This window comes from Ruegeria sp. BJ6, assembly GCF_056537885.1.
The window spans coordinates 39,758-58,977 of sequence record NZ_JBQFSG010000007.1; the positions used below are offsets into that span (position 1 = coordinate 39,758).

Sequence of the window (19,220 nt, forward strand, 5' to 3'; positions counted from 1 at the left end):
GTAACCGTGGGCATTAGCGCACATGAAAAAGCCCCGAACGCAGTGCTCGGGGCGATTGGGGTTTGATGCGGTGCCGTCAGGCTTCCAGCGCGCGACGCAGCATCTCTACGTCTTCGGCGATCTGGCCGTCGGTCAGCTTGAGTTCCTCAATGCGTTTGACGCCATGCATGACCGTGGTGTGGTCGCGTCCACCAAATCGGCGACCGATTTCCGGCAGGGACCGGCTTGTCAGTTGCTTGCACAGATACATCGCGACCTGCCGGGGACGCGCGTAGGACCGCAGGCGTTTGGGGCCAATGATATCGGAAAGACGGATGTTATAATATTCTGATACCTTGCGCTGAATCTCCTCGACGGTGATCTTGCGCTCAGATGCGCGCAACACGTCCGCCAGACAATCCTGCGTCAGTTCCATGTCGATCTCGCGGCCAACCAGCGACGCAAAAGCGAACAGGCGGGTCAGGGCACCTTCCAGAACGCGGACATTGGTTGAGATGCGGTGGGCCAGAAACTCCAGTACGCCATCGGCGATTTTCAGGTCCGGATAGGTGCTGCCATATTGTTGCACCTTGTTTTGCAGAATGCCGAGCCGCAATTCGTAGTCCGTCGGATGCAGATCCACGACCAGACCGCATTGCAGGCGGGACTTAACGCGGTCTTCCAGATCCTTGATCTCGCCCGGGGCGCGGTCAGCCGAAATGATGATCTGCTTGTTCTGGTCAACCAGCGCATTGAACGTGTGAAAGAACTCTTCCTGCGTCGAATCCTTGCCTGCGATGAACTGAACGTCATCAACCATCAGAACGTCGACCGAACGGAACAGATGCTTGAAATCCATCATTCGGCGTTCACGCAGGGCCTGAACAAAGCGGTACATGAACTGTTCCGCCGACAGGTACAGGACGTTCAGCTCCGGTCGCTTCGTCTTCAGCTCCCACGCAATCGCATGCATCAGGTGGGTTTTACCCAGACCTACGCCACCATAGAGAACCAGCGGATTGAAAGTGACCGGTCCGCCTTCGGAGACGCGCCGCGCAGCTGCATGTGCCAGTTCGTTGGGCTTACCTACGACGAATGATTCGAACGTAAAACGCGAATCCAGAGGCGCAGCCTGTAGCGACTCAAGGGCTCCATTCGCAACCTCAGCAGGCGCGGCAACGGAATTTGCCGGTTCTTCCACTGGTGTGGGGTTTGCAGATTTGGCTGGACGCACCGGAGAATTGGCCGCGACCCGAAACGCCAGACGCTGTACCGTCTCGCCAGCTGTATTCAGTTCATAGAGAATCAGGTCCGCAAAGTTCTGACTTACATAGTTGCCCATAAAATTGGTCGGAACCGAAAATACGGCCACACCATCCTGAAGTTCCTGAAATTCGAGTGGTTCAATCCAGGTGGTGTAATTGTTGCGACCAACGGTCTTGAGCAACTTGTTACGAAGCTGTCCCCATTTCTCTTGTGTCATCTAGCGCCTCACGCATCCCATTCATTTTGGCCTTTGGCCTTATTACTGGCTTCCGGTTACCCGGTTGGGATTCACTCACACATAGATAACGGTTCACCAAAACGCGGTTTTGGCGGTGTCATCTCTGGTTTCGTGCTGCATTCCGAAATCCATAGCATTCCCCGAAATAAATCAGGGCGCACCCGGAATCCGAGTTGCACACGACAATCTCAATTTTCGACAGGGCCAAGGTAATCGGGATATCCCGAAACCCGCAGCAGATCGGCAAACCGGTTTGTACCGGCTGACGACATTCGTCCCTGAACTACCCGATGCCCGTCAGGATGATCCAAGGACAGCCTGTCCCCCCAAGCGAGTGAATCGCTGAGACAGTGGTAGCAAGACCCGGCACGGCGCGGCAACGAAACTCTGATGTTGACTCGGGTCTTTCCGGGAAAGAATCTCTCGCCTTTGTGAAGGCGCGGCATTCTGGCAACAGCAAAAAAGGCGCTGCCTGATGCAACGCCTTTTTTATTCAGAATCGGTTTTGAGTCAATTGACCCTAGGTCAACCCAGTGCTTTCACGCGGGCTGCCAGACGCGACACCTTGCGAGATGCCGTGTTCTTGTGGAACACACCTTTGGTTACGCCGCGCATCAGTTCGGGCTGTGCCGCACGCAGGGCAGCGGTTGCTGCTTCCTTGTCGCCGGATTCGATTGCTTCTTCAACTTTGCGCAGGAAGGTACGGATGCGCGAACGACGTGCTTTGTTGACGGCGAAACGCTTCTCGTTCTGACGGGCGCGCTTCTTTGCCTGGGGCGAATTTGCCATTGTGTCTCTGACCTTTGTTTGTGTTCGGTTCGGTTGTCTTCGGTTCGCGTGACGGACAAGGCCGCACCGGATCAGGGATCACGGGTGTGATTCTGGCCAAAGCGGGCCGCACGCGCATGTATAGCGGCGCTGATTAGCCAAGTTTGGGAAGATTGCCAAGCTGATTCTTTTCTAACCCGGATACGGCATGAAAAAGGCGGGCCAATGCCCGCCCTGTTTCCAGCCATCCGATCCGGATTACTTGTCGCGGAACTGGGCCGCCCGTTTTTCCAGAAAGGCTGCCATACCTTCTTTCTGGTCCTCGGTTGCGAACATCGAATGGAACACGCGGCGCTCAAAAAGCATGCCTTCGCTCAGCGGCAGCTCAAAGCTGCGATTTACGGCTTCTTTTGCGGCCATAGCGGTGATCAGAGATTTCTCGGCAATCTTCTGAGCTTCACCAACTGCCTCGTCCACCAGTTTCTTGGCAGGTACGACGCGGCTGACCAGACCCGAGCGTTCTGCTTCTTCCGCGTCCATGTGGCGCCCGGTCAGGTTCATATCCATCGACTTGGATTTGCCGACAAAGCGGGTCAATCGCTGACTGCCGCCCATTCCGGCAATGACGCCAAGATTGATTTCGGGCTGACCGAATTTGGCAGTGTCGGCAGCAATGATGAAATCACACATCATCGCCAGTTCGCATCCGCCACCCAGTGCATAGCCACCTACCGCAGCAATGATCGGCTTGCGGATCGCCGCAATCCGGTCGTTGACGTCCGCAAAGAGGTTTTCGTTGAACACCTCAACAAAGCTTTTTTCGGACATCTCCTTGATGTCAGCGCCCGCAGCAAAAGCCTTGTCCGATCCGGTGATGACGATGCAGCGCACTTTGTCGTTTTGGTCAGCCTCTTCCAGTGCGGTGCACAGTTCACCCAGAAGCTGAGTGTTGAGTGCGTTCAACGCATCCGGCCGGTTCAGTTTGATTAGGGCTACGTGGTCTTCAATGTTGACGATGATCGTCTCAAAGGCCATGGGGTCTTAGCTTTCGGTTGTTCCGTTCAGGTACGATTCCTTATCACGGGAAAAAGTTGGATCAAGCTATCTTTGGCATTGCGCGCAATAGAAGGATGAGCGACCGGACTGAGTGATTCTCTTCACCGTTCCGGTGCACCCGGCGGTTCGGCAGGGCTCTCCCTCGCGGCCATAAACATCAAAGCTGTGCTGAAAATATCCAAGTTCTCCATCCGCTTGCCGGAAATCACGCAGAGACGAGCCCCCCGCATTAATGGCGTCCTGCAACACCTGCCGGATGATCGGAACCATATTGGCGACACGGTGTTCGGAAATCTGTCCGGCCTTGCGACGTGGCGACACTCCGGCACGATAAAGGGCCTCGCAAACGTAGATATTGCCCAGACCGGCAACGATTCCCTGATCCAGAAGCGCAGACTTGACCGGAGTATTTCTGCCCCGGAACGCATCAATCAGGTGGTTTTCGTCAAATTCGTTTCCCAGAGGCTCTGGCCCCAGAACGGCCAGCAGCCGGTGCGCCTCGGCTGTCGCCGTCTGCAGCAGATCCATCGCCCCAAAGCGGCGCGGGTCGTTAAAGGTCACGCGAGAACCGTTGGCCATATGAAACACAACGTGGTCGTGTTTGGCGGGTTGCGGATGGTCATGAACGAATTGCCCCAGCGGGTCTCCGGACACGGTCATGCGTCCGGACATGCCCAGATGGATCAGCAACGTCTCACCGCTGCTCAGATCCGCCAGAATGTATTTCGACCGCCTGCGCAACCTTTCTACCCGCTGCCCGGTCAGCCGCTCCGCCATCCGTTCGGGAAACGGCCAGCGCAGATCGGGGCGATTCACTTCGGCCCGCTCGATCAAGACGCCCTCCATGGCAGGGGTCAGGCCGCGTCTTACTGTCTCGACCTCGGGCAATTCCGGCATTACACGGCTCCTATTCCAATGGGCCGCATTGTGCCCCGGTTCCAGCGCCCTATAACAGAGGCGAAATTCAAGAAACGGCAAGGCCAATGTCCGACAACAACGACAAGACCACACATTTCGGTTTCGAAACCGTGCGCGAGGCCGAAAAGGCGGGCCGGGTTCAGGGCGTTTTCAATTCCGTGGCCTCGAAATACGATGTGATGAACGATGTCATGTCGATGGGCATCCACCGGGTCTGGAAAGACGCGATGATGGACTGGCTGGCCCCACGCCCCGGTCAGCGCCTGCTGGACGTCGCGGGCGGCACCGGGGATATCTCGTTCCGGTTTCTGAAACGTGCGGGCCATGGCCACGCCACCGTTCTGGACCTGACCGAGCCGATGCTGATCGAAGGCCGAAAACGCGCCGATGCCGAACAGCGCGCCGACAGTCTAGACTGGGTGGTGGGCGACGCGATGGCGCTGCCGTTCGAAGACAATACCTTTGACGTCTACACGATCTCGTTTGGCATCCGGAACGTGACCCGCCCGCAAGAGGCTTTGAACGAGGCGTTCCGTGTACTCAAACCCGGCGGTCGCCTGATGGTGCTTGAGTTCAGCCAGCTACCGAATGACGGGCTGCAAAAACTTTATGACCTTTACAGCTTCAACGTGATCCCGCGCATGGGTCAGATGATTGCCGGGGATCGCGACAGTTATCAGTACCTTGTGGAATCCATCCGCAATTTCCCGGATCAGGATACGTTCCTGGGCATGGTCCGGCAGGCGGGTTTCGAAAACGCCAAATACCGCAACCTCAGTATGGGCATCGCGGCCCTGCATTCCGGTTGGAAGATCTGACGGATGCGCGGACCCCACAACATCATCCGTCTGATCCGGACGGGCGCCACGCTGGAGCGTACGGGCGCCATGAACGTAGTGCTCGACGCTTTCGAAGCCCCACGCGCCATTCGCATCCTTGCCCACGCGCTGGGCAAGCCTTTCCAGTGGCTGGGCTACAAGGGCGATCCGGAGATGCCGCCCGCAACCCGCGCCCTGACCGCCCTTGGCCCGGCATACATCAAGTTCGGGCAAGTGCTGTCCACCCGTCCCGATGTGGTTGGTGACGAACTGGCCGAGCAGTTGCGCGTGCTGCAGGACAAGCTTCCGCCGTTTTCCAAAGCGGAAGCCATGGCCGAGGTCGAAAAGGAACTCGGCCAGCCCGTCGATGACATGTTCGAAGAATTCAGCGAGCCGATAGCAGCAGCCTCGATAGCTCAGGTGCACCGCGCAAAACTGTCAGGCACCGGTGAATACGTTGCGGTCAAGGTTCTCCGCCCGGGGATTGAGCGCGCCTTTCGCAAGGATGTCGACGCCTTCTACTTCGCGGCCCGCATTGTCGATCTCTTTGCTCCGGGCGCGCGCCGCCTGCGTCCCATGGACGTGATCGAGCATTTCGACGGCGTTGTACGGGGCGAGTTGGATCTGCGTCTGGAAAGTGCGGCAGCATCCGAATATGCCGCCAACACCAAGGATGACAGTGGGTTCTGGCTGCCACCGGTGATCTGGCCGCTCTGCGCCCGCCGGGTCATGACGCTTAGCTGGGCTGACGGAATTGCGCTGGGCGACAACGCCGCCCTGGATGCAGCAAACCATGACCGCCGCGATCTGGGAGAGCGCGTGCTGCGCCTGTTCCTGCTGCACGCCCTGCGCGACGGGTATTTCCACGCTGACATGCACCAGGGCAACCTCAAGGTTGCGGCCAACGGCGACATCATCGCCTACGACTTTGGCATCATGGGGCATATCGACGAATACACGCGCCGGGTCTATGCGGAAATCCTGTTCGGTTTCATCCGGCGCGACTACAAACGCGTGGCCGAGGTGCATTTTGAGGCAGGATACGTACCCGCCGACAGAGATGTGGATGAATTCGCCCGTGCCCTGCGCGCCGTGGGCGAACCGATCTTTGGCATGGATGCCTCACACATCTCGATGGGCCGCCTGTTGAACTATCTGTTCGAAGTGACCGAACGCTTCGGTATGGAAACCCGGACCGAGCTGATTCTGCTGCAACGCACAATGGTTGTCGTCGAAGGCGTGGCGAGATCCTTGGATTCACATATCAATATCTGGGAAGTGGCCCGGCCCGTGGTCGAGGATTATATCAAGCAATCCATCGGTCCTCGCGCCGCCATCCGGGATTTCAGCAAGACGGCACTGGTTCTGGCCCGCTTTGGTCCGCGCCTTCCCAGTCTGGTGGAGAACGCCCTGATCGCGCAAACGCACAAAACCGAAGAGACCCCCTCCAAAATTCCGGTGGGCGTCTGGACCGCTCTGGCGGGCGCAGTGTTTGGCGGGGGGATTGTTCTGCTGGCCGGAATGGCGTTCTGATCCGCCCCTTCATCTGGCCAGATATACTCTCGGGGGGAATTGCGCGAACCGCGCGTAGGGGGGGCAGACAGCCCCCCTTTGCGACTTCAGGGTCACAGCCGTTCGATGGCAATCGCGATACCCTGACCGCCGCCTATGCACATCGTGATCAGGCCCTTTGAACCACCGATGCGTTCCAGTTCGTACAGGGCTTTGAGTGTGATGATCGCGCCTGTCGCCCCCACCGGATGACCCAGTGCGATGGCGCCGCCATTCGGGTTCACCTTGGACGGATCAAGCCCAAGCTCCTGATTTACGGCCAGAGCCTGAGAAGCAAAGGCCTCGTTGCTTTCAATCACGTCGAAATCGCCAACGGTCATTCCTGTTTTGGCTAGCAGATTCTGCACGGCCGGAACCGGTCCGATGCCCATGACCTCGGGTCGAACGCCCGCATGGGCATATCCCAAAACGCGCGCTTTGGGTTTCAGACCGGCCTTTTCCGCCGCTTCTGCTGTCGCCAGAACCATAGCGGCGGCACCATCGTTGATGCCCGACGCATTTCCTGCCGTCACCCGACCGTCTTTCTTGAAAACCGGCCTCAGACCAGCCAATGCCTGAGCAGTCGTTGCCTTGGGGTGTTCGTCGACCTTGAAATCAACCATATCCCGTTTGACCTTGACCTGAACCGGCGTGATCTGACTGTCAAAGTAACCTGCCTCGGTCGCTGCTGCCGCGCGGGTCTGGCTGGTCAGGGCAAACTCATCCATCTGCTCGCGGCTGATCTGGTGTTCGTCGGCAACGTTTTCGGCCGTGACCCCCATGTGTCCGGTCCCGAACGGACAATTCAGCGCACCAAGCATCATGTCCAGCGACGTCACATCACCCATCTTCGCGCCCCAGCGCGACTGCGTCATGATGTACGGGCTGCGCGACATGCTTTCGGCACCACCAGCCACGGCAAACTCGGCGTCGCCCAGCATCAGCGACTGGACCGCCGATACAATGGCCTGCGCGCCGGAACCGCAAAGACGGTTCACATTCATCGCCGGGGTTCCGTTCGGGATGCCTGCCTGCATCGCAGCGACGCGCGACAGATACATGTCCCTCGGTTCCGTATTAATGACGTGCCCAAAGACCACATTGCCGATCTGACCACCTTCAACGCCCGAACGTTCTAGGGCCGCTTCGGTCGCCACAGTTGCCAGATCAATGGGTGCGGTGGATGCCAGAGCACCGCCAAAGGTACCGATTGCGGTACGTGCCCCGTCCAGAATTACGATATCGTTCATAATACACTCCTCCTGAGGTTGGGTGCATTATGCACCTGCGGCATAAACCTGTCTCTCGGGACGTACCGTCACACCCGGAATTGACAAACCTCCGTTTAAAAGGCAGAGAATCCGTCATGACGGAAAGCTCTGATGAAATCCTGACGCGTCTGCCCGCCCGCCTGAAAGAGGCGCGCCGTTCGCAGGGGCTTTCGCTGGAAGCGGTGGCAAACCTCAGCGGCGTTTCCCGATCGATGGTCAGCCAGATCGAGAGGGGCGAAAGCAGCCCCACCATCGCAACCCTGTGGAACCTCACCCGAGCGTTGCAAGTGGATTTTGCGGGTCTACTTGAAGATGGCGATGCGGTTGACCGGATCGAAGTTTTGCGGAGTTCCGAGGCGCCGGGCATCGACAATATGGGGCAGGGGTGTCGAATCCTTATCCTTTCTCCTCCGGAAGAGGCCGGGGGACACGAGGTTTACGACATCAGCTTTGAAAAAGACGGTGCGCTGAACAGCCAGCCCCATGCCCGTGGTGCACGCGAGCAGCTTACTGTTCTGGAGGGTGCCGTGCAGGTCAGATCGGGCTCTGCCGTCAGCAATCTGAACGTCGGTGACACGGCACGCTATGCCGCGGACATTCCCCACGCAATTCAGGCCACGGATGGTCCTGCGCGCGTATTTTTGATTGTCAAAAACGCCTGACCACCTCGTGAATTTCAGTTTTCGGGAGTGGCCCGACGCAGAACCATCTGCCGTGGCCTCAGCAGGTCAGTATGGACCGAGGTTGCCAACCGATCTGTCATTAAGCACGCACAGTCGAAGTCAGCAATTTTCCGCCACCACGGACGGTTTTCCAATATAGTGAAAATCTCCTATTTCGGATTCTTGTCCGTTATGTTAGACATGCGACTCAGCAAAGGAGATCGCCATGGCAGATGCATTCCTGTCCCACATCACGGACACCCTCGCGCAGATCGAAGCGGAAGGTCTTTATAAGCGTGAGCGAATGATCACCTCGCCTCAGGGCGGTGAGATCACGGTGGGCGGCAGGCAGGTCATCAATCTGTGCGCCAACAACTATCTTGGACTTGCGGATCACCCGGCGCTGATCGACGCCGCCAAAGGCGCGATGGAGCCCAAGGGGTTTGGAATGGCTTCGGTCCGGTTCATCTGCGGCACGCAGGACATTCACCGCGAACTGGAGCAGCGATTGGCAAATTTCCTGAACAAGGATGACGCGATCCTGTTCGCTGCCTGTTTCGATGCCAATGGCGGTTTGTTTGAGCCTCTGCTGGGGCCGGAAGACGCTATTATCTCTGACAGTCTGAACCACGCTTCGATCATCGACGGGGTGCGGCTGTGCAAGGCAAAACGCTATCGCTATCTGAACAACGACATGAACGACCTAGAAGCCTGGTTGAAACAGGCACGCGAGGATGGCGCGCGGCATATCATGATCGCAACGGATGGCGTGTTTTCGATGGACGGCTATCTGGCCAACCTGCCGAAAATCCGGGAACTTGCGGACAAGTACGATGCCATTGTCATGGTCGACGACTGCCACGCCACTGGCTTCATGGGACCAAATGGCGCGGGCACACCGGATCACTTCGGTGTCGATGTAGACATTCTGACGGGAACCTTGGGCAAGGCACTTGGGGGGGCAATCGGCGGTTACATCGCCGGGCCGCAGCCAGTGATCGACCTGCTGCGGCAGCGGGCGCGGCCCTATCTGTTCTCGAACTCGCTGCCGCCTTCAATCGTCGCTGCAGGTCTCGAGGCCATACGTCTGGTCGAAGAAGGTGACATGCTGCGCAACCAGCTGTTCGGTAACGCAAAATACTGGCGGGCCGGATTGGAGAAGCTTGGTTTTGACCTGCTGCCGGGTGAGCATCCGATCATCCCGGTCATGCTGGGCGAGGCCACGCTGGCGCAAGACATGGCTAGCCGCCTGTTTGACGAAGGCGTCTATGTCTCGGGCTTTTTCTTCCCCGTTGTCCCGCGCGGTCAGGCGCGGATCAGAACGCAGATGAATGCGGCCCTGACAAAGGATGAACTGGACCGCGCGCTGGCAGCCTTTGGCAAGGTCGGCAAGGAATTGGGAGTGATCTGATGCGTGCGAACACGATGAAGGCGCTGGAAAAGTCCAAACCTCAGGAAGGCCTGTGGATGGTGCAGGCTCCGGTCCCCGAAATCGGGCCGGATGAAGTTCTGATCCGTATCAACAAGACCGGTATTTGCGGCACGGACATCCACATCTGGAACTGGGATGACTGGGCTGCCTCAACCGTTCCTGTCCCGATGATTACTGGCCATGAATTCGCCGGTGAAATCGTCGAGATCGGGCGCAACGTGACCGGTCTGGGCATCGGCCAGCGGTGTTCGGGCGAAGGGCATCTGATCACCACCGACAGCCGTCAGAGCCGTGCGGGCAAGTTCCATCTTGACCCCGGCACGCGCGGGATCGGTGTGAATGAACAGGGTGCTTTTGCTGAATACCTGAAACTGCCTGCCTTCAATGTGGTGCCCCTGCCGGATGATATCCCGGACGAGATCGGCGCCATTCTCGACCCGTTGGGCAATGCCGTTCACACTGCGCTCAGCTTTGATCTGCTGGGTGAGGATGTTCTGATCACGGGCGCAGGCCCTATCGGTATCATGGCTGCTGCGGTCGTTCGACATGCGGGTGCCCGCCATGTCGTAATCACCGATATCAACGCAGACCGCCTGAAACTGGCTGAACACGTGGTGCCGACGGCGCGTACGGTCGACGTGACCCGAGAAGATCTGCAGGATGTGATAACCGAGCTCGAAATGACGCAGGGCTTTGACGTCGGGCTGGAAATGTCAGGTTCGCAGGCCGCGCTTGATCAGATGGTCGAGGCACTGGTGATGGGCGGCAAGATCGCCTTGCTCGGTATCCCACCGGGCAAATCTCCGGTGGACTGGTCCCGCATCGTGTTCAAGGCGATCACCATCAAGGGCGTCTATGGCCGCGAGATGTTCGAGACGTGGTACAAGATGATTGCCATGCTGCAAAACGGTCTGGATGTGAGCCGGGTGATAACGCATCGTTTCGGCGTGGACGAGTTTGCGGAAGGCTTCAAGGCAATGAAGTCCGGACTGTCAGGAAAGGTCGTGCTGGACTGGAACTGACGGGTGTGGCGGAAATCAAGCTTGGGGAATTCAGGATTTGTGGTACAATCGAAAGATGTGAGTTTTCACCCTGAAAAAAAGGTAGTGAAATGAGATTAATTCGTTCTGCTTCTTTCGCGCTTATTGCCTTGGCGCTTTTTGTCTTTTCCGCACCTTCTAAAGCGACCGCAACAACGATTACCTTTGACAGCCTTCCTTATATGGTAGTCGGCCAACCACTGGTCTATCAGGAATCCGGGTACGAAGTGACGCCGACAACGTCGGCAAGTTTCGGAAGCTTCGTAGGGAACGGGGTGCACATGGATGTTTGTTGTGGCCCTTTTTCAAGCGGGATTAACCTGAGCAATATCGCCGGAAGTCTGTTTTCCCTGTCGTCGCTGGACCTGCTGTTTTATTCGGGCGCAAGCTTTATCCCGCAGGATGAACATTTCATCTCGTTCACCGGCTATCGCAACAATTCTGTCGTTGCCTCTCTGACCGGTGGTTCGGGATTGCCGGGGACTCTGAATTTCGGGGCGGCGTTTTCGGCGATCGATCGTCTGTTGATCAACACAAACATTCCGGCGACGCTGGCGACGGGATTTGGGCCAGACCTGCATTTCGACGTGGACAATATCGTCGTGAACACGATCGCTCCGGTTCCGCTACCGGCGGGCCTCTGGTCTTTGCTTGGCGGCCTTTCTGCGATCTTCATGCTGGCGTCGTTTACGCGGATCAGATCGCGCTCGTCCGGTTAAAGCAGAACATTCCATCCAAGATGGAAAAAGCGGTCACGTATGGGGCGGGCAGAGTCTGAACTCTGCCCCTTTTCGTTATCCCAAGATACCTGGCAAGCGCAGGCCATTCGCACGGGCACAGTCCTTGGCGATGTCGTATCCCGCATCCGCGTGACGCCATACGCCCGAGGCCGGGTCATTCCACAGAACGCGCTCCAGCCGTCGTGCGGCATCTTCGGTGCCATCGGCGCAGATCACGACGCCCGCGTGCTGGCTGAAGCCCATGCCGACGCCGCCGCCGTGATGCAGCGATACCCATGTCGCACCCGACGCGGTGTTGATCAGCGCGTTCAGCAGCGGCCAGTCCGACACAGCGTCCGAGCCATCCAGCATCGCCTCGGTCTCGCGGTTGGGGCTTGCGACCGAACCCGAATCCAGATGGTCGCGGCCGATCACCACAGGGGCTTTCAACTCGCCATTGGCAACCATTTCGTTGAAGGCCAGACCGGCACGGTGCCGGTCGCCCAGTCCGATCCAGCAAATGCGCGCAGGCAGGCCCTGGAACGCGATACGCTCCTGTGCCATGTCGAGCCAGCGATGCAGGTGTTCATTCTCTGGGAACAATTCCTTCATCTTGGCATCAGTCTTGTAGATATCCTCGGGATCGCCCGATAGGGCGCACCAACGGAACGGTCCGATGCCCTGGCAGAACAGCGGGCGGATATATGCGGGCACAAAACCGGGAAAGTCGAACGCGTTCTCCAACCCTTCGTCAAGCGCAACCTGACGAATATTGTTACCGTAATCCAGCGTGGGCACGCCCGCATTCCAAAAATCGACCATCGACGCGACGTGCTGTTTCATCGAAGCGCGCGCGGCCTTTTCCACCGCCTTGGGGTCTGTTTCCCGTTTCTCGCGCCATTCCCCCATGGTCCATCCCAGTGGCAGATAGCCATTGACCGGATCATGGGCCGAGGTCTGGTCGGTGACGATATCCGGGCGCATACCTCCGGCCTGCATGCGACGGTAGATTTCAGGGAAGATTTCGGCGGCGTTACCCAGCAGACCAACCGATTTGGCCTCGCCTGCCTTGGTCCAGCGGTCGATCATCTCAAGCGCTTCGTCCAGTGTCTCGGCCTTTTCGTCGAGGTACTTGGTGCGCAGGCGGAAATCAATCGACTCCGGGTTACATTCCACGGCCAGACAGCACGCCCCGGCAAACACAGCGGCCAGTGGCTGAGCCCCGCCCATGCCGCCCAGACCACCCGTCAGAATCCATTTGCCGGTCAGGTTGCCGTCATAATGCTGGCGCCCGGCTTCGGCGAAGGTCTCGTAGGTACCCTGAACGATGCCCTGCGTCCCGATATAGATCCAAGAACCGGCCGTCATCTGGCCGTACATCATCAAACCCTTTTTATCGAGCTCGTTGAAGTGATCCCAGTTGGCCCAATGCGGCACGATGTTGGAATTGGCTATAAGCACGCGCGGCGCATCTTTGTGAGTGCGAATGATCGCCACTGGCTTACCAGACTGCACGATCAGGGTTTCGTCTTCTTCCAGATCCTTCAGGCTGGCGACGATGGTGTCAAAATCGTTCCACGTGCGCGCTGCGCGGCCAATGCCGCCGTAAACCACCAGCTCGTGCGGGTTCTCGGCCACATCGGGGTGCAGGTTGTTCATCATCATCCGCAAGGGCGCCTCGGTCACCCAGCTTTTGGCATTCAGCTCTGGGCCGGTGGGCGGAAAGACATCACGGGTGTTTTTGCGCGGGTCGCTCATTTCGGGGCTCCTTTTTCGGTCAATGCGCCCGACAGGGCCAGGTCGCGAAGGCGTTCAAGCATCGTCTGCAAATGCGGGCGGAGGGCTGTTGCGCAGTCCTCCCGCCAATTCCAGGGTGGGGTTTCGTCCATATAGGCGCGTTGCGCGATCTCCATCTGGATCGCGTGTACACCTTGATCAGGGCGGCCATAGTGACGGGTGGTCCAGCCACCCTTGAAACGGCCATTGAGAACTGAAGGCATGTCTGCCGCTTTACCGGCTACGCCGTGCACAGCCTGTTCGATGGCCGGGTTGCAAGTTGTGCCATTGTTGGTACCGGTGTTGAAGACCGGCAACTCGCCATCGAAGAGAAAAGGGATCAGCGAGCGGATCGAGTGACAATCGAACAGGATCGCCACTCCATGCCTTGATCGCACCCGCTCCAGCTCCTGTTCCAGCGCAGTGTGATAGGGTGCGTGATAAGCCGCGCGGCGTTCCTCGATCTCATCTTCCGATGGCTCCTGACCTTCGGTCCAGATCGGCGTTCCATCGAAATCGGTGATCGGAACCAGTGTCGTGGTATTTTGGCCGGGATAAAGCGACACGCCCGCCGGGTCGCGGTTGGCGTCGATCACGTAGCGATGGATATGCGACTGCACTACGGTCACATCAGGTAAAAGCCCTTGATAGAGCCTGTTTATGTGCCAGTCCGTATCCGCCAGACCGCGCCCGTTTTCGTTCAGGCGCGCGGCGATTGCATCGGGCACATAGGTGCCGCCATGCGGTTGCCCCAGCACGATGGGGCTATCACCGCGAAGAACATTGAACAGCTGCATCACGCGAGCTCCGGCATGGGAATTCCGGCGGCCTGCAGGATTGCGCCTTCACCAACCAGACGCCGTGCGGTTTCCAGTTCTGGGGCCAGATAGCGGTCTTCGGCCAGTGCCGGGATATCGGCCCTCAACCGGGCGATGACCCGTTGCAGAGGTGCGCTGGTGGTCAGTGGCGCACGGAATTCTACGCCTTGCGCGGCGCACATCAGTTCGATGCCAAGAATGTAGTTCAGATTATTTACCATCCTCGACAACCGGCGCGCACCATGGGCGGCCATGGAAACGTGATCTTCCTGATTGGCTGAGGTCGGCGTGCTGTCTGTGACACAGGGATTGGCCAGATGCTTGTTCTCGCTCATCAGGGCTGCAGTGGTCACTTCAGCGATCATCAGCCCCGAATTCAATCCGGGATCGGGGGTCAGGAAGGGTGGCAGATCAAAGCTCAGCGCCGGGTCCACCATTAAGGCGATGCGGCGCTGGGCGATGGCGCCGATCTCGGACACCGCAAGGGCGATCATGTCGGCGGCAAAACCAACGGGTTCTGCGTGGAAATTGCCTCCCGAAACAATGGCTTCGGGATCGGTCAGAACCAAGGGGTTGTCGGTGGCGGCATTGGCCTCGACCGTCAAAGTGGCTGCGGCCTGCCGTATGACATCCATTGCCGCGCCAGTGACCTGCGGCTGGCAGCGAATGCAATAAGGGTCCTGTACCCGTGTATCGCCATCACGGTGGCTTTCACGGATCACCGAGCCGTCCAGTGTCGCCCGCATGGTGCCGGCGGCTTCGATCTGCCCGCGATGGCCGCGCAGAGAGTGAATTTCGGGCTGCAGGGGCGCGGTCGATCCCATGATGGCATCGGTCGACGTTGCAGAAATGACCAGCGCGTTCTGGGCGGCGCGCCATGCTTCGAACAACCCGGCCAGTGCAAACGCGGTCGAAAACTGGGTGCCGTTGATAAAGGCCAGGCCTTCTTTCGGACCCAGCGGAATCGGCTCTAACCCAACTGATTTCAATGCCTCTGCCCCGGGCAGGACTTTGCCGTCAACTTCAGCCTCTCCAGCGCCGATGACCACAGCGGTCATATGGGCAAGCGGGGCAAGATCGCCCGATGCGCCCACGGAGCCCTGTGCCGGGATCACCGGAGTCACGCCACGTGCCAGCATGTCCTGAAGCAGTTCGATCAGCTCCCAGCGCACGCCGGATGCACCCCGTCCGAACGACAGCAGTTTCAGCGACATCATCAACCGGGCCAGCCTCCGGGGCACGGCTTCGCCCACGCCACAACAATGGCTGAGGATCAGGTTGCGTTGCAGGGTCGAGGTATCTTCGGGCGCGATCTTGTGGCTGGCAAGTTTGCCGAACCCGGTGTTCACGCCATAAACCGCTGTTTCGCCTGCAGCGGCCTCGGCAATCCGGTCCGCTGCTGCCTGAACGCGCGGTTTGCAGCTGCCGTCCAGAATGATCGGCGTTTCGTCCCAATAAATCCCGGCAAGCTGAGGCAGAGTGACATTGCCCGGAGTGAGCGAAAGAGGGCTCATTACATGCCTCCAAAAATACGTTTGTGCAGAGGGTTAAAGCCGATGCGATAGGACAGCTCGGCCGGGTGTTCGATATCCCAGACCGCCAAATCGGCCCGTTTGCCTGCGGCGATGACCCCGGTATCGGTCAGGCCCAGCGCCTGGGCGGCTTCGCGGGTTACCCCGGCCAGCGCTTCTTCGGGTGTCATGCGGAACAGGGTGCAGGCCATGTTCATCGTCAGCAAAAGCGAGGTCATAGGCGACGAACCCGGATTGCAATCGGTTGCAAGCGCCATCGCTACCTTGTGGCGGCGCAGCAGATCAACGGGTGGCACCTGCGTTTCGCGCAACGTGTAGAACGCGCCCGGCAGGATTACCGCAACGGTGCCCGCATCGGCCATCGCCCGCACGCCGTCCTCGTCCAGATATTCGATGTGATCGGCAGACAATGCACCATACGATGCCGCCAGTTTTGCTCCGCCGAGGTTCGAAAGCTGTTCGGCATGAAGCTTGACGGGCAGGCCGAGCTCTTTCGCCACGTCAAAAACGCGCGCAATCTGTGTCGGATCAAAAGCGATCCCTTCGCAGAACCCGTCCACCGCATCGACCAGCCCTTCGGCATGGGCGGCGCGCAGGGTGGGGATACAAACCGCATCGATATAGGCGTCCGCCTGCCCCTTGTATTCCGGTGGTACAGCGTGGGCGCCCAAAAAGCTGGTTTTTACACGCACGGGCCGAACCGCGGGAATGCGCCGGGCGGCACGCAGCATGCGCAGTTCGGTTTCCTGATCCAGCCCGTAGCCCGACTTGACCTCGATACAGCTCACCCCTTCGGCCAGCAGGGCGTCGACCCTTCTCAGGGCGTCTTCAAGCAACTCATCTTCGCTGGCGGCGCGGGTGCCATTGACGGTGGACAGGATGCCGCCGCCTGCCCGGGCGATTTCCTCGTAAGATGCGCCGTTCAGACGCATTTCAAATTCTACCGCGCGATTACCGCCGAAAACGACATGCGTATGTGCATCAATAAGCGCCGGCGTTACCAGCCGCCCGCCCACATCCTCGCGATCCCACTGGTCATACTCTTCAGGCAGTTCGCTCTGCGCACCGACCCAGACGATTCGCCCGTCGTTTATCGCAATCGCTGCGTCCTCGATCATCCCGTAAGGCAGAGATGTGCTGGCAAATGTCGCGATGCGGGCACCGCAAAGAACAGATTTTTTTGTCATGGCGATTCTTTTGGGCTCCCCCTGCGTGTGGTTTTTTCGTATACGGGTATAAATTTAAAGTCTACACAAAATGGAAATGCGATGGCGATCTATGCAAAAACCGGCCTGATAGGATCTGCTTGGGTTAAGGACCTGTGCGTCAGTGTTGTGGACGGGCACATCGCTGATCTTGAAACCGGAGTGACGGCCCAGCCCGATGACACCTGCGTTGACGTGTTGTTGCCAGCGCTGGCGAACCTGCACAGTCACGCCTTTCAGCGCGCCATGGCCGGAATGACCGAGGTTCGTGCAGCAGGTAAGGAAAGCTTCTGGACCTGGCGAACGTTGATGTATCGGTTTCTTGATCGCCTTACCCCTGACCAGATTCAGGCCATAGCTGCGCTGGTCTATATGGAGATGCTTGAGGCCGGATATGCCTCGGTTGGTGAATTTCACTATGTCCACCATCAACCGGGTGGCGCGCCTTACACGCATCTGTCGGAACTGAGCCAGCGTATCTTTGGCGCGGCGGAAACAACCGGAATTGGCCTGACCCATTTGCCGGTGCTCTATACCTATGGTGGCGTGAATCAGGAGCCGCTTGCAGGTGGGCAACTACGGTTCAGCAACGATGTGGATCGGTTCCTGCGGCTGGTTGATGAATGCCGCTCTGCGCTGTCCACTGCGAACACGGATACGGCTGTCGGCATTGCGCCCCATTCCCTGCGCGCCACATCTCCGGACGATCTGAGGCAGGTACTGGCACAGGTTCCAGACGGGCCGGTTCACATCCACATTTCGGAACAGGTAAAAGAAGTTTCCGATGTAAAAGCCAAGCTCGGGCAGCGCCCGGTGGCGTGGCTGTTGGACAATGCGGATGTGAACGCCAGATGGTGTCTGATTCATGCAACCCACATGACCGATGATGAGACAATTGCGATGGCCCGCTCGGGCGCCGTTGCAGGCCTGTGTCCGATTACCGAGGCCAATCTGGGTGACGGCATCTTCAACGGTTCGGTATATGTCGAAAGCAATGGTGCGTTTGGTGTCGGCTCAGACTCGAATGTGCGAATATCGCTGACCGAAGAGCTGCGAACACTGGAATACTCGCAACGTCTTCGGGACAAGGCGCGCAACGTTCTGGTGCCCGGTGAAGGGTCGGTCGGTCACACGCTTTACACTGGTTCCGCAAAGGGTGGGGCGCAGGCGTTGGGGCGGCGGGCAGGCGAGATATCGGTGGGCAATCTGGCTGATCTTGTGGCCATAGACCGGGATCACCCATCGCTTTGCGCTTTGGCTGATCACCAGATTCTGGATGGGATTTCCTTTGCCGCGCCTGATACTGTTGTCACCGACGTCTGGGCCGCAGGCCGTCACATGGTGCGGGAAGGCCGGCATATCGCGCGGGATACGATCATCCCTGCCTATCGCTCGGCAGTTGCTGACCTGCTGCGAGACATCTAGGGCAAAGGCGGACCCCATGACACAGGCGAACGAAACCACAAGCTATCGCGACATCAAGCGGATCGCTCTTGATCGTATCCGTTCGGGGGAATGGCGCCCGGACTCCCTTCTGCCCAACGAACAGGAGCTTGCGGTCGAGTTCTCCTGCACTCGCACAACGGTCAATCGGGCCCTGCGTGAACTAGCTGAGGAAGGGTATCTTGAGCGGCGCCGAAAAGCGGGGACTCGCGTTCTCAGCTCTCCGCAGCGTCAGGCCCGGTTCACTATCCCATTGGTCCGCGATGAGGTCGAAGCCGCAGGCGGCACCTACCGATATGCCCTCGTGGCGGCGGAAACGCAGGATGCGCCCGAGTGGCTGAGCGCACGACTAGTGCTGAGTGCAGGGCAGCAGGTTATGCACGTGCGCTGTATGCATTATTCGGGAAACACGCCATTCCAGTACGAAGACCGCTGGATCGTGGTAGACAGCGTTCCCGAAGTGGCCGCGGCGGATTTCACCGAAACAGGACCCAACGACTGGCTGGTGCAGACAGTGCCATTTACCAATGTCGAACTGGCTTTTCTGGCCAGCCGTGCTGACGCCAATCTGGCCGGTTTCCTTGACGTTCCCGAAGGTGAGCCGGTTTTTACGGCCGAACGTATCACCTGGCTGCAAGACCAGCCGGTCACGTTTGCCAAATTCTATTTTGCCGCCGGATACCGGATGACGACTCAAATCTGAGTTCGCCCCGGGTTTTATTGGCGCA

At 58.6% G+C, this 19,220-nt stretch carries 17 protein-coding genes; 8 read left to right on the forward strand and 9 right to left on the reverse strand.

Annotation, left to right across the window (positions count from 1 at the left end):
* Positions 1 to 76: 76 nt before the first annotated feature.
* The 4 genes from dnaA to mutM all read right to left on the reverse strand — a co-directional run bounded on the left by dnaA (position 77) and on the right by mutM (position 4,204).
* A complete protein-coding gene (gene dnaA / locus ACR0D6_RS14805; RefSeq protein ID WP_480766048.1) occupies positions 77 to 1,462 on the reverse strand; it encodes a chromosomal replication initiator protein DnaA in 1,386 nt (461 codons plus the stop codon).
* Positions 1,463 to 2,008: 546 nt separating this feature from the next.
* Positions 2,009 to 2,272, reverse strand: a complete 264-nt coding sequence (gene rpsT, locus ACR0D6_RS14810) for a 30S ribosomal protein S20 (protein ID WP_170656721.1) — start codon at positions 2,270 to 2,272, stop codon at positions 2,009 to 2,011.
* Positions 2,273 to 2,509: 237 nt separating this feature from the next.
* Positions 2,510 to 3,286, reverse strand: coding sequence for an enoyl-CoA hydratase (locus ACR0D6_RS14815; protein ID WP_170656723.1), 777 nt, complete (start codon positions 3,284 to 3,286; stop codon positions 2,510 to 2,512).
* A 66-nt stretch (positions 3,287 to 3,352) separates the two neighbouring features.
* Positions 3,353 to 4,204 (reverse strand): bifunctional DNA-formamidopyrimidine glycosylase/DNA-(apurinic or apyrimidinic site) lyase, encoded by an 852-nt coding sequence (gene mutM / locus ACR0D6_RS14820; RefSeq protein ID WP_480766049.1) that lies wholly within the window; start codon positions 4,202 to 4,204, stop codon positions 3,353 to 3,355.
* A gap of 86 nt (positions 4,205 to 4,290) precedes the next feature.
* Between mutM and ubiE the strand changes: the two genes are divergently transcribed.
* A complete protein-coding gene (gene ubiE, locus ACR0D6_RS14825; protein ID WP_170656727.1) occupies positions 4,291 to 5,043 on the forward strand; it encodes a bifunctional demethylmenaquinone methyltransferase/2-methoxy-6-polyprenyl-1,4-benzoquinol methylase UbiE in 753 nt (250 codons plus the stop codon).
* 3 nt (positions 5,044 to 5,046) lie between these two features.
* A complete protein-coding gene (ubiB, locus tag ACR0D6_RS14830) occupies positions 5,047 to 6,576 on the forward strand; it encodes a 2-polyprenylphenol 6-hydroxylase (RefSeq protein ID WP_480766050.1) in 1,530 nt (509 codons plus the stop codon).
* A gap of 92 nt (positions 6,577 to 6,668) precedes the next feature.
* Here ubiB and ACR0D6_RS14835 read toward each other — a convergent pair whose 3' ends face one another.
* Positions 6,669 to 7,844 carry an acetyl-CoA C-acyltransferase family protein gene (locus ACR0D6_RS14835; protein ID WP_480766051.1) on the reverse strand — a complete coding sequence of 392 codons (1,176 nt, stop codon included), beginning with the start codon at positions 7,842 to 7,844 and terminating at the stop codon, positions 6,669 to 6,671.
* Between the two features lie 116 nt (positions 7,845 to 7,960).
* Between ACR0D6_RS14835 and ACR0D6_RS14840 the strand changes: the two genes are divergently transcribed.
* The 4 genes from ACR0D6_RS14840 (at position 7,961) to ACR0D6_RS14855 (ending at position 11,718) form a co-directional block, all read left to right on the forward strand.
* Positions 7,961 to 8,527: a helix-turn-helix domain-containing protein gene (locus ACR0D6_RS14840; RefSeq protein WP_480452813.1), complete on the forward strand. Its 567-nt coding sequence runs from the start codon at positions 7,961 to 7,963 to the stop codon at positions 8,525 to 8,527.
* A gap of 226 nt (positions 8,528 to 8,753) precedes the next feature.
* Positions 8,754 to 9,938 carry a glycine C-acetyltransferase gene (locus ACR0D6_RS14845; RefSeq protein WP_480766052.1) on the forward strand — a complete coding sequence of 395 codons (1,185 nt, stop codon included), beginning with the start codon at positions 8,754 to 8,756 and terminating at the stop codon, positions 9,936 to 9,938.
* Between the two features lie 14 nt (positions 9,939 to 9,952).
* Positions 9,953 to 10,981, forward strand: coding sequence for an L-threonine 3-dehydrogenase (gene tdh, locus ACR0D6_RS14850; protein ID WP_480766184.1), 1,029 nt, complete (start codon positions 9,953 to 9,955; stop codon positions 10,979 to 10,981).
* 200 nt (positions 10,982 to 11,181) lie between these two features.
* A complete protein-coding gene (locus ACR0D6_RS14855; protein WP_170656737.1) occupies positions 11,182 to 11,718 on the forward strand; it encodes a hypothetical protein in 537 nt (178 codons plus the stop codon).
* Positions 11,719 to 11,793: 75 nt separating this feature from the next.
* Here the strand turns inward: ACR0D6_RS14855 and hutU are convergent, their stop codons facing one another.
* Genes hutU through hutI form a run of 4 tightly spaced genes read right to left on the reverse strand, consistent with a single transcriptional unit; the run spans position 11,794 to position 17,031 of the window.
* Positions 11,794 to 13,476 carry a urocanate hydratase gene (gene hutU, locus ACR0D6_RS14860; RefSeq protein WP_480452819.1) on the reverse strand — a complete coding sequence of 561 codons (1,683 nt, stop codon included), beginning with the start codon at positions 13,474 to 13,476 and terminating at the stop codon, positions 11,794 to 11,796.
* Positions 13,473 to 14,291: an N-formylglutamate deformylase gene (hutG, locus tag ACR0D6_RS14865; RefSeq protein ID WP_480766053.1), complete on the reverse strand. Its 819-nt coding sequence runs from the start codon at positions 14,289 to 14,291 to the stop codon at positions 13,473 to 13,475. Before hutG ends, hutU begins: the two co-directional genes overlap by 4 nt.
* Positions 14,291 to 15,826, reverse strand: a complete 1,536-nt coding sequence (gene hutH / locus ACR0D6_RS14870; RefSeq protein WP_480766054.1) for a histidine ammonia-lyase — start codon at positions 15,824 to 15,826, stop codon at positions 14,291 to 14,293. Before hutH ends, hutG begins: the two co-directional genes overlap by 1 nt.
* On the reverse strand, positions 15,826 to 17,031 hold the full coding sequence (gene hutI, locus ACR0D6_RS14875; protein WP_480766055.1) for an imidazolonepropionase: 1,206 nt from the start codon (positions 17,029 to 17,031) through the stop codon (positions 15,826 to 15,828). Before hutI ends, hutH begins: the two co-directional genes overlap by 1 nt.
* An 81-nt stretch (positions 17,032 to 17,112) precedes the next feature.
* On the opposite strand from hutI, the gene ACR0D6_RS14880 reads away from it, so the two are divergent.
* Together ACR0D6_RS14880 and ACR0D6_RS14885 are read left to right on the forward strand one after the other, a co-directional pair.
* A complete protein-coding gene (locus tag ACR0D6_RS14880) occupies positions 17,113 to 18,474 on the forward strand; it encodes a formimidoylglutamate deiminase (protein WP_480766056.1) in 1,362 nt (453 codons plus the stop codon).
* A 16-nt stretch (positions 18,475 to 18,490) separates the two neighbouring features.
* Entirely contained in the window at positions 18,491 to 19,195 is a 705-nt protein-coding gene (locus tag ACR0D6_RS14885) for a UTRA domain-containing protein (RefSeq protein WP_480766057.1), read from the forward strand.
* Positions 19,196 to 19,220: the final 25 nt, after the last annotated feature.

What these genes read in the sequence shown, in the direction of transcription:
- dnaA (WP_480766048.1), bottom strand. Translation starts at nt 1,462, where the DNA reads ATGACACAAGAGAAATGGGGACAGCTTCGTAACAAGTTGCTCAAGACC.
- rpsT (WP_170656721.1), bottom strand. Translation starts at nt 2,272, where the DNA reads ATGGCAAATTCGCCCCAGGCAAAGAAGCGCGCCCGTCAGAACGAGAAG.
- ACR0D6_RS14815 (WP_170656723.1), bottom strand. Translation starts at nt 3,286, where the DNA reads ATGGCCTTTGAGACGATCATCGTCAACATTGAAGACCACGTAGCCCTA.
- mutM (WP_480766049.1), bottom strand. Translation starts at nt 4,204, where the DNA reads ATGCCGGAATTGCCCGAGGTCGAGACAGTAAGACGCGGCCTGACCCCT.
- ubiE (WP_170656727.1), top strand. Translation starts at nt 4,291, where the DNA reads ATGTCCGACAACAACGACAAGACCACACATTTCGGTTTCGAAACCGTG.
- ubiB (WP_480766050.1), top strand. Translation starts at nt 5,047, where the DNA reads ATGCGCGGACCCCACAACATCATCCGTCTGATCCGGACGGGCGCCACG.
- ACR0D6_RS14835 (WP_480766051.1), bottom strand. Translation starts at nt 7,844, where the DNA reads ATGAACGATATCGTAATTCTGGACGGGGCACGTACCGCAATCGGTACC.
- ACR0D6_RS14840 (WP_480452813.1), top strand. Translation starts at nt 7,961, where the DNA reads ATGACGGAAAGCTCTGATGAAATCCTGACGCGTCTGCCCGCCCGCCTG.
- ACR0D6_RS14845 (WP_480766052.1), top strand. Translation starts at nt 8,754, where the DNA reads ATGGCAGATGCATTCCTGTCCCACATCACGGACACCCTCGCGCAGATC.
- tdh (WP_480766184.1), top strand. Translation starts at nt 9,953, where the DNA reads ATGAAGGCGCTGGAAAAGTCCAAACCTCAGGAAGGCCTGTGGATGGTG.
- ACR0D6_RS14855 (WP_170656737.1), top strand. Translation starts at nt 11,182, where the DNA reads ATGGTAGTCGGCCAACCACTGGTCTATCAGGAATCCGGGTACGAAGTG.
- hutU (WP_480452819.1), bottom strand. Translation starts at nt 13,476, where the DNA reads ATGAGCGACCCGCGCAAAAACACCCGTGATGTCTTTCCGCCCACCGGC.
- hutG (WP_480766053.1), bottom strand. Translation starts at nt 14,291, where the DNA reads ATGCAGCTGTTCAATGTTCTTCGCGGTGATAGCCCCATCGTGCTGGGG.
- hutH (WP_480766054.1), bottom strand. Translation starts at nt 15,826, where the DNA reads ATGAGCCCTCTTTCGCTCACTCCGGGCAATGTCACTCTGCCTCAGCTT.
- hutI (WP_480766055.1), bottom strand. Translation starts at nt 17,031, where the DNA reads ATGACAAAAAAATCTGTTCTTTGCGGTGCCCGCATCGCGACATTTGCC.
- ACR0D6_RS14880 (WP_480766056.1), top strand. Translation starts at nt 17,113, where the DNA reads ATGGCGATCTATGCAAAAACCGGCCTGATAGGATCTGCTTGGGTTAAG.
- ACR0D6_RS14885 (WP_480766057.1), top strand. Translation starts at nt 18,491, where the DNA reads ATGACACAGGCGAACGAAACCACAAGCTATCGCGACATCAAGCGGATC.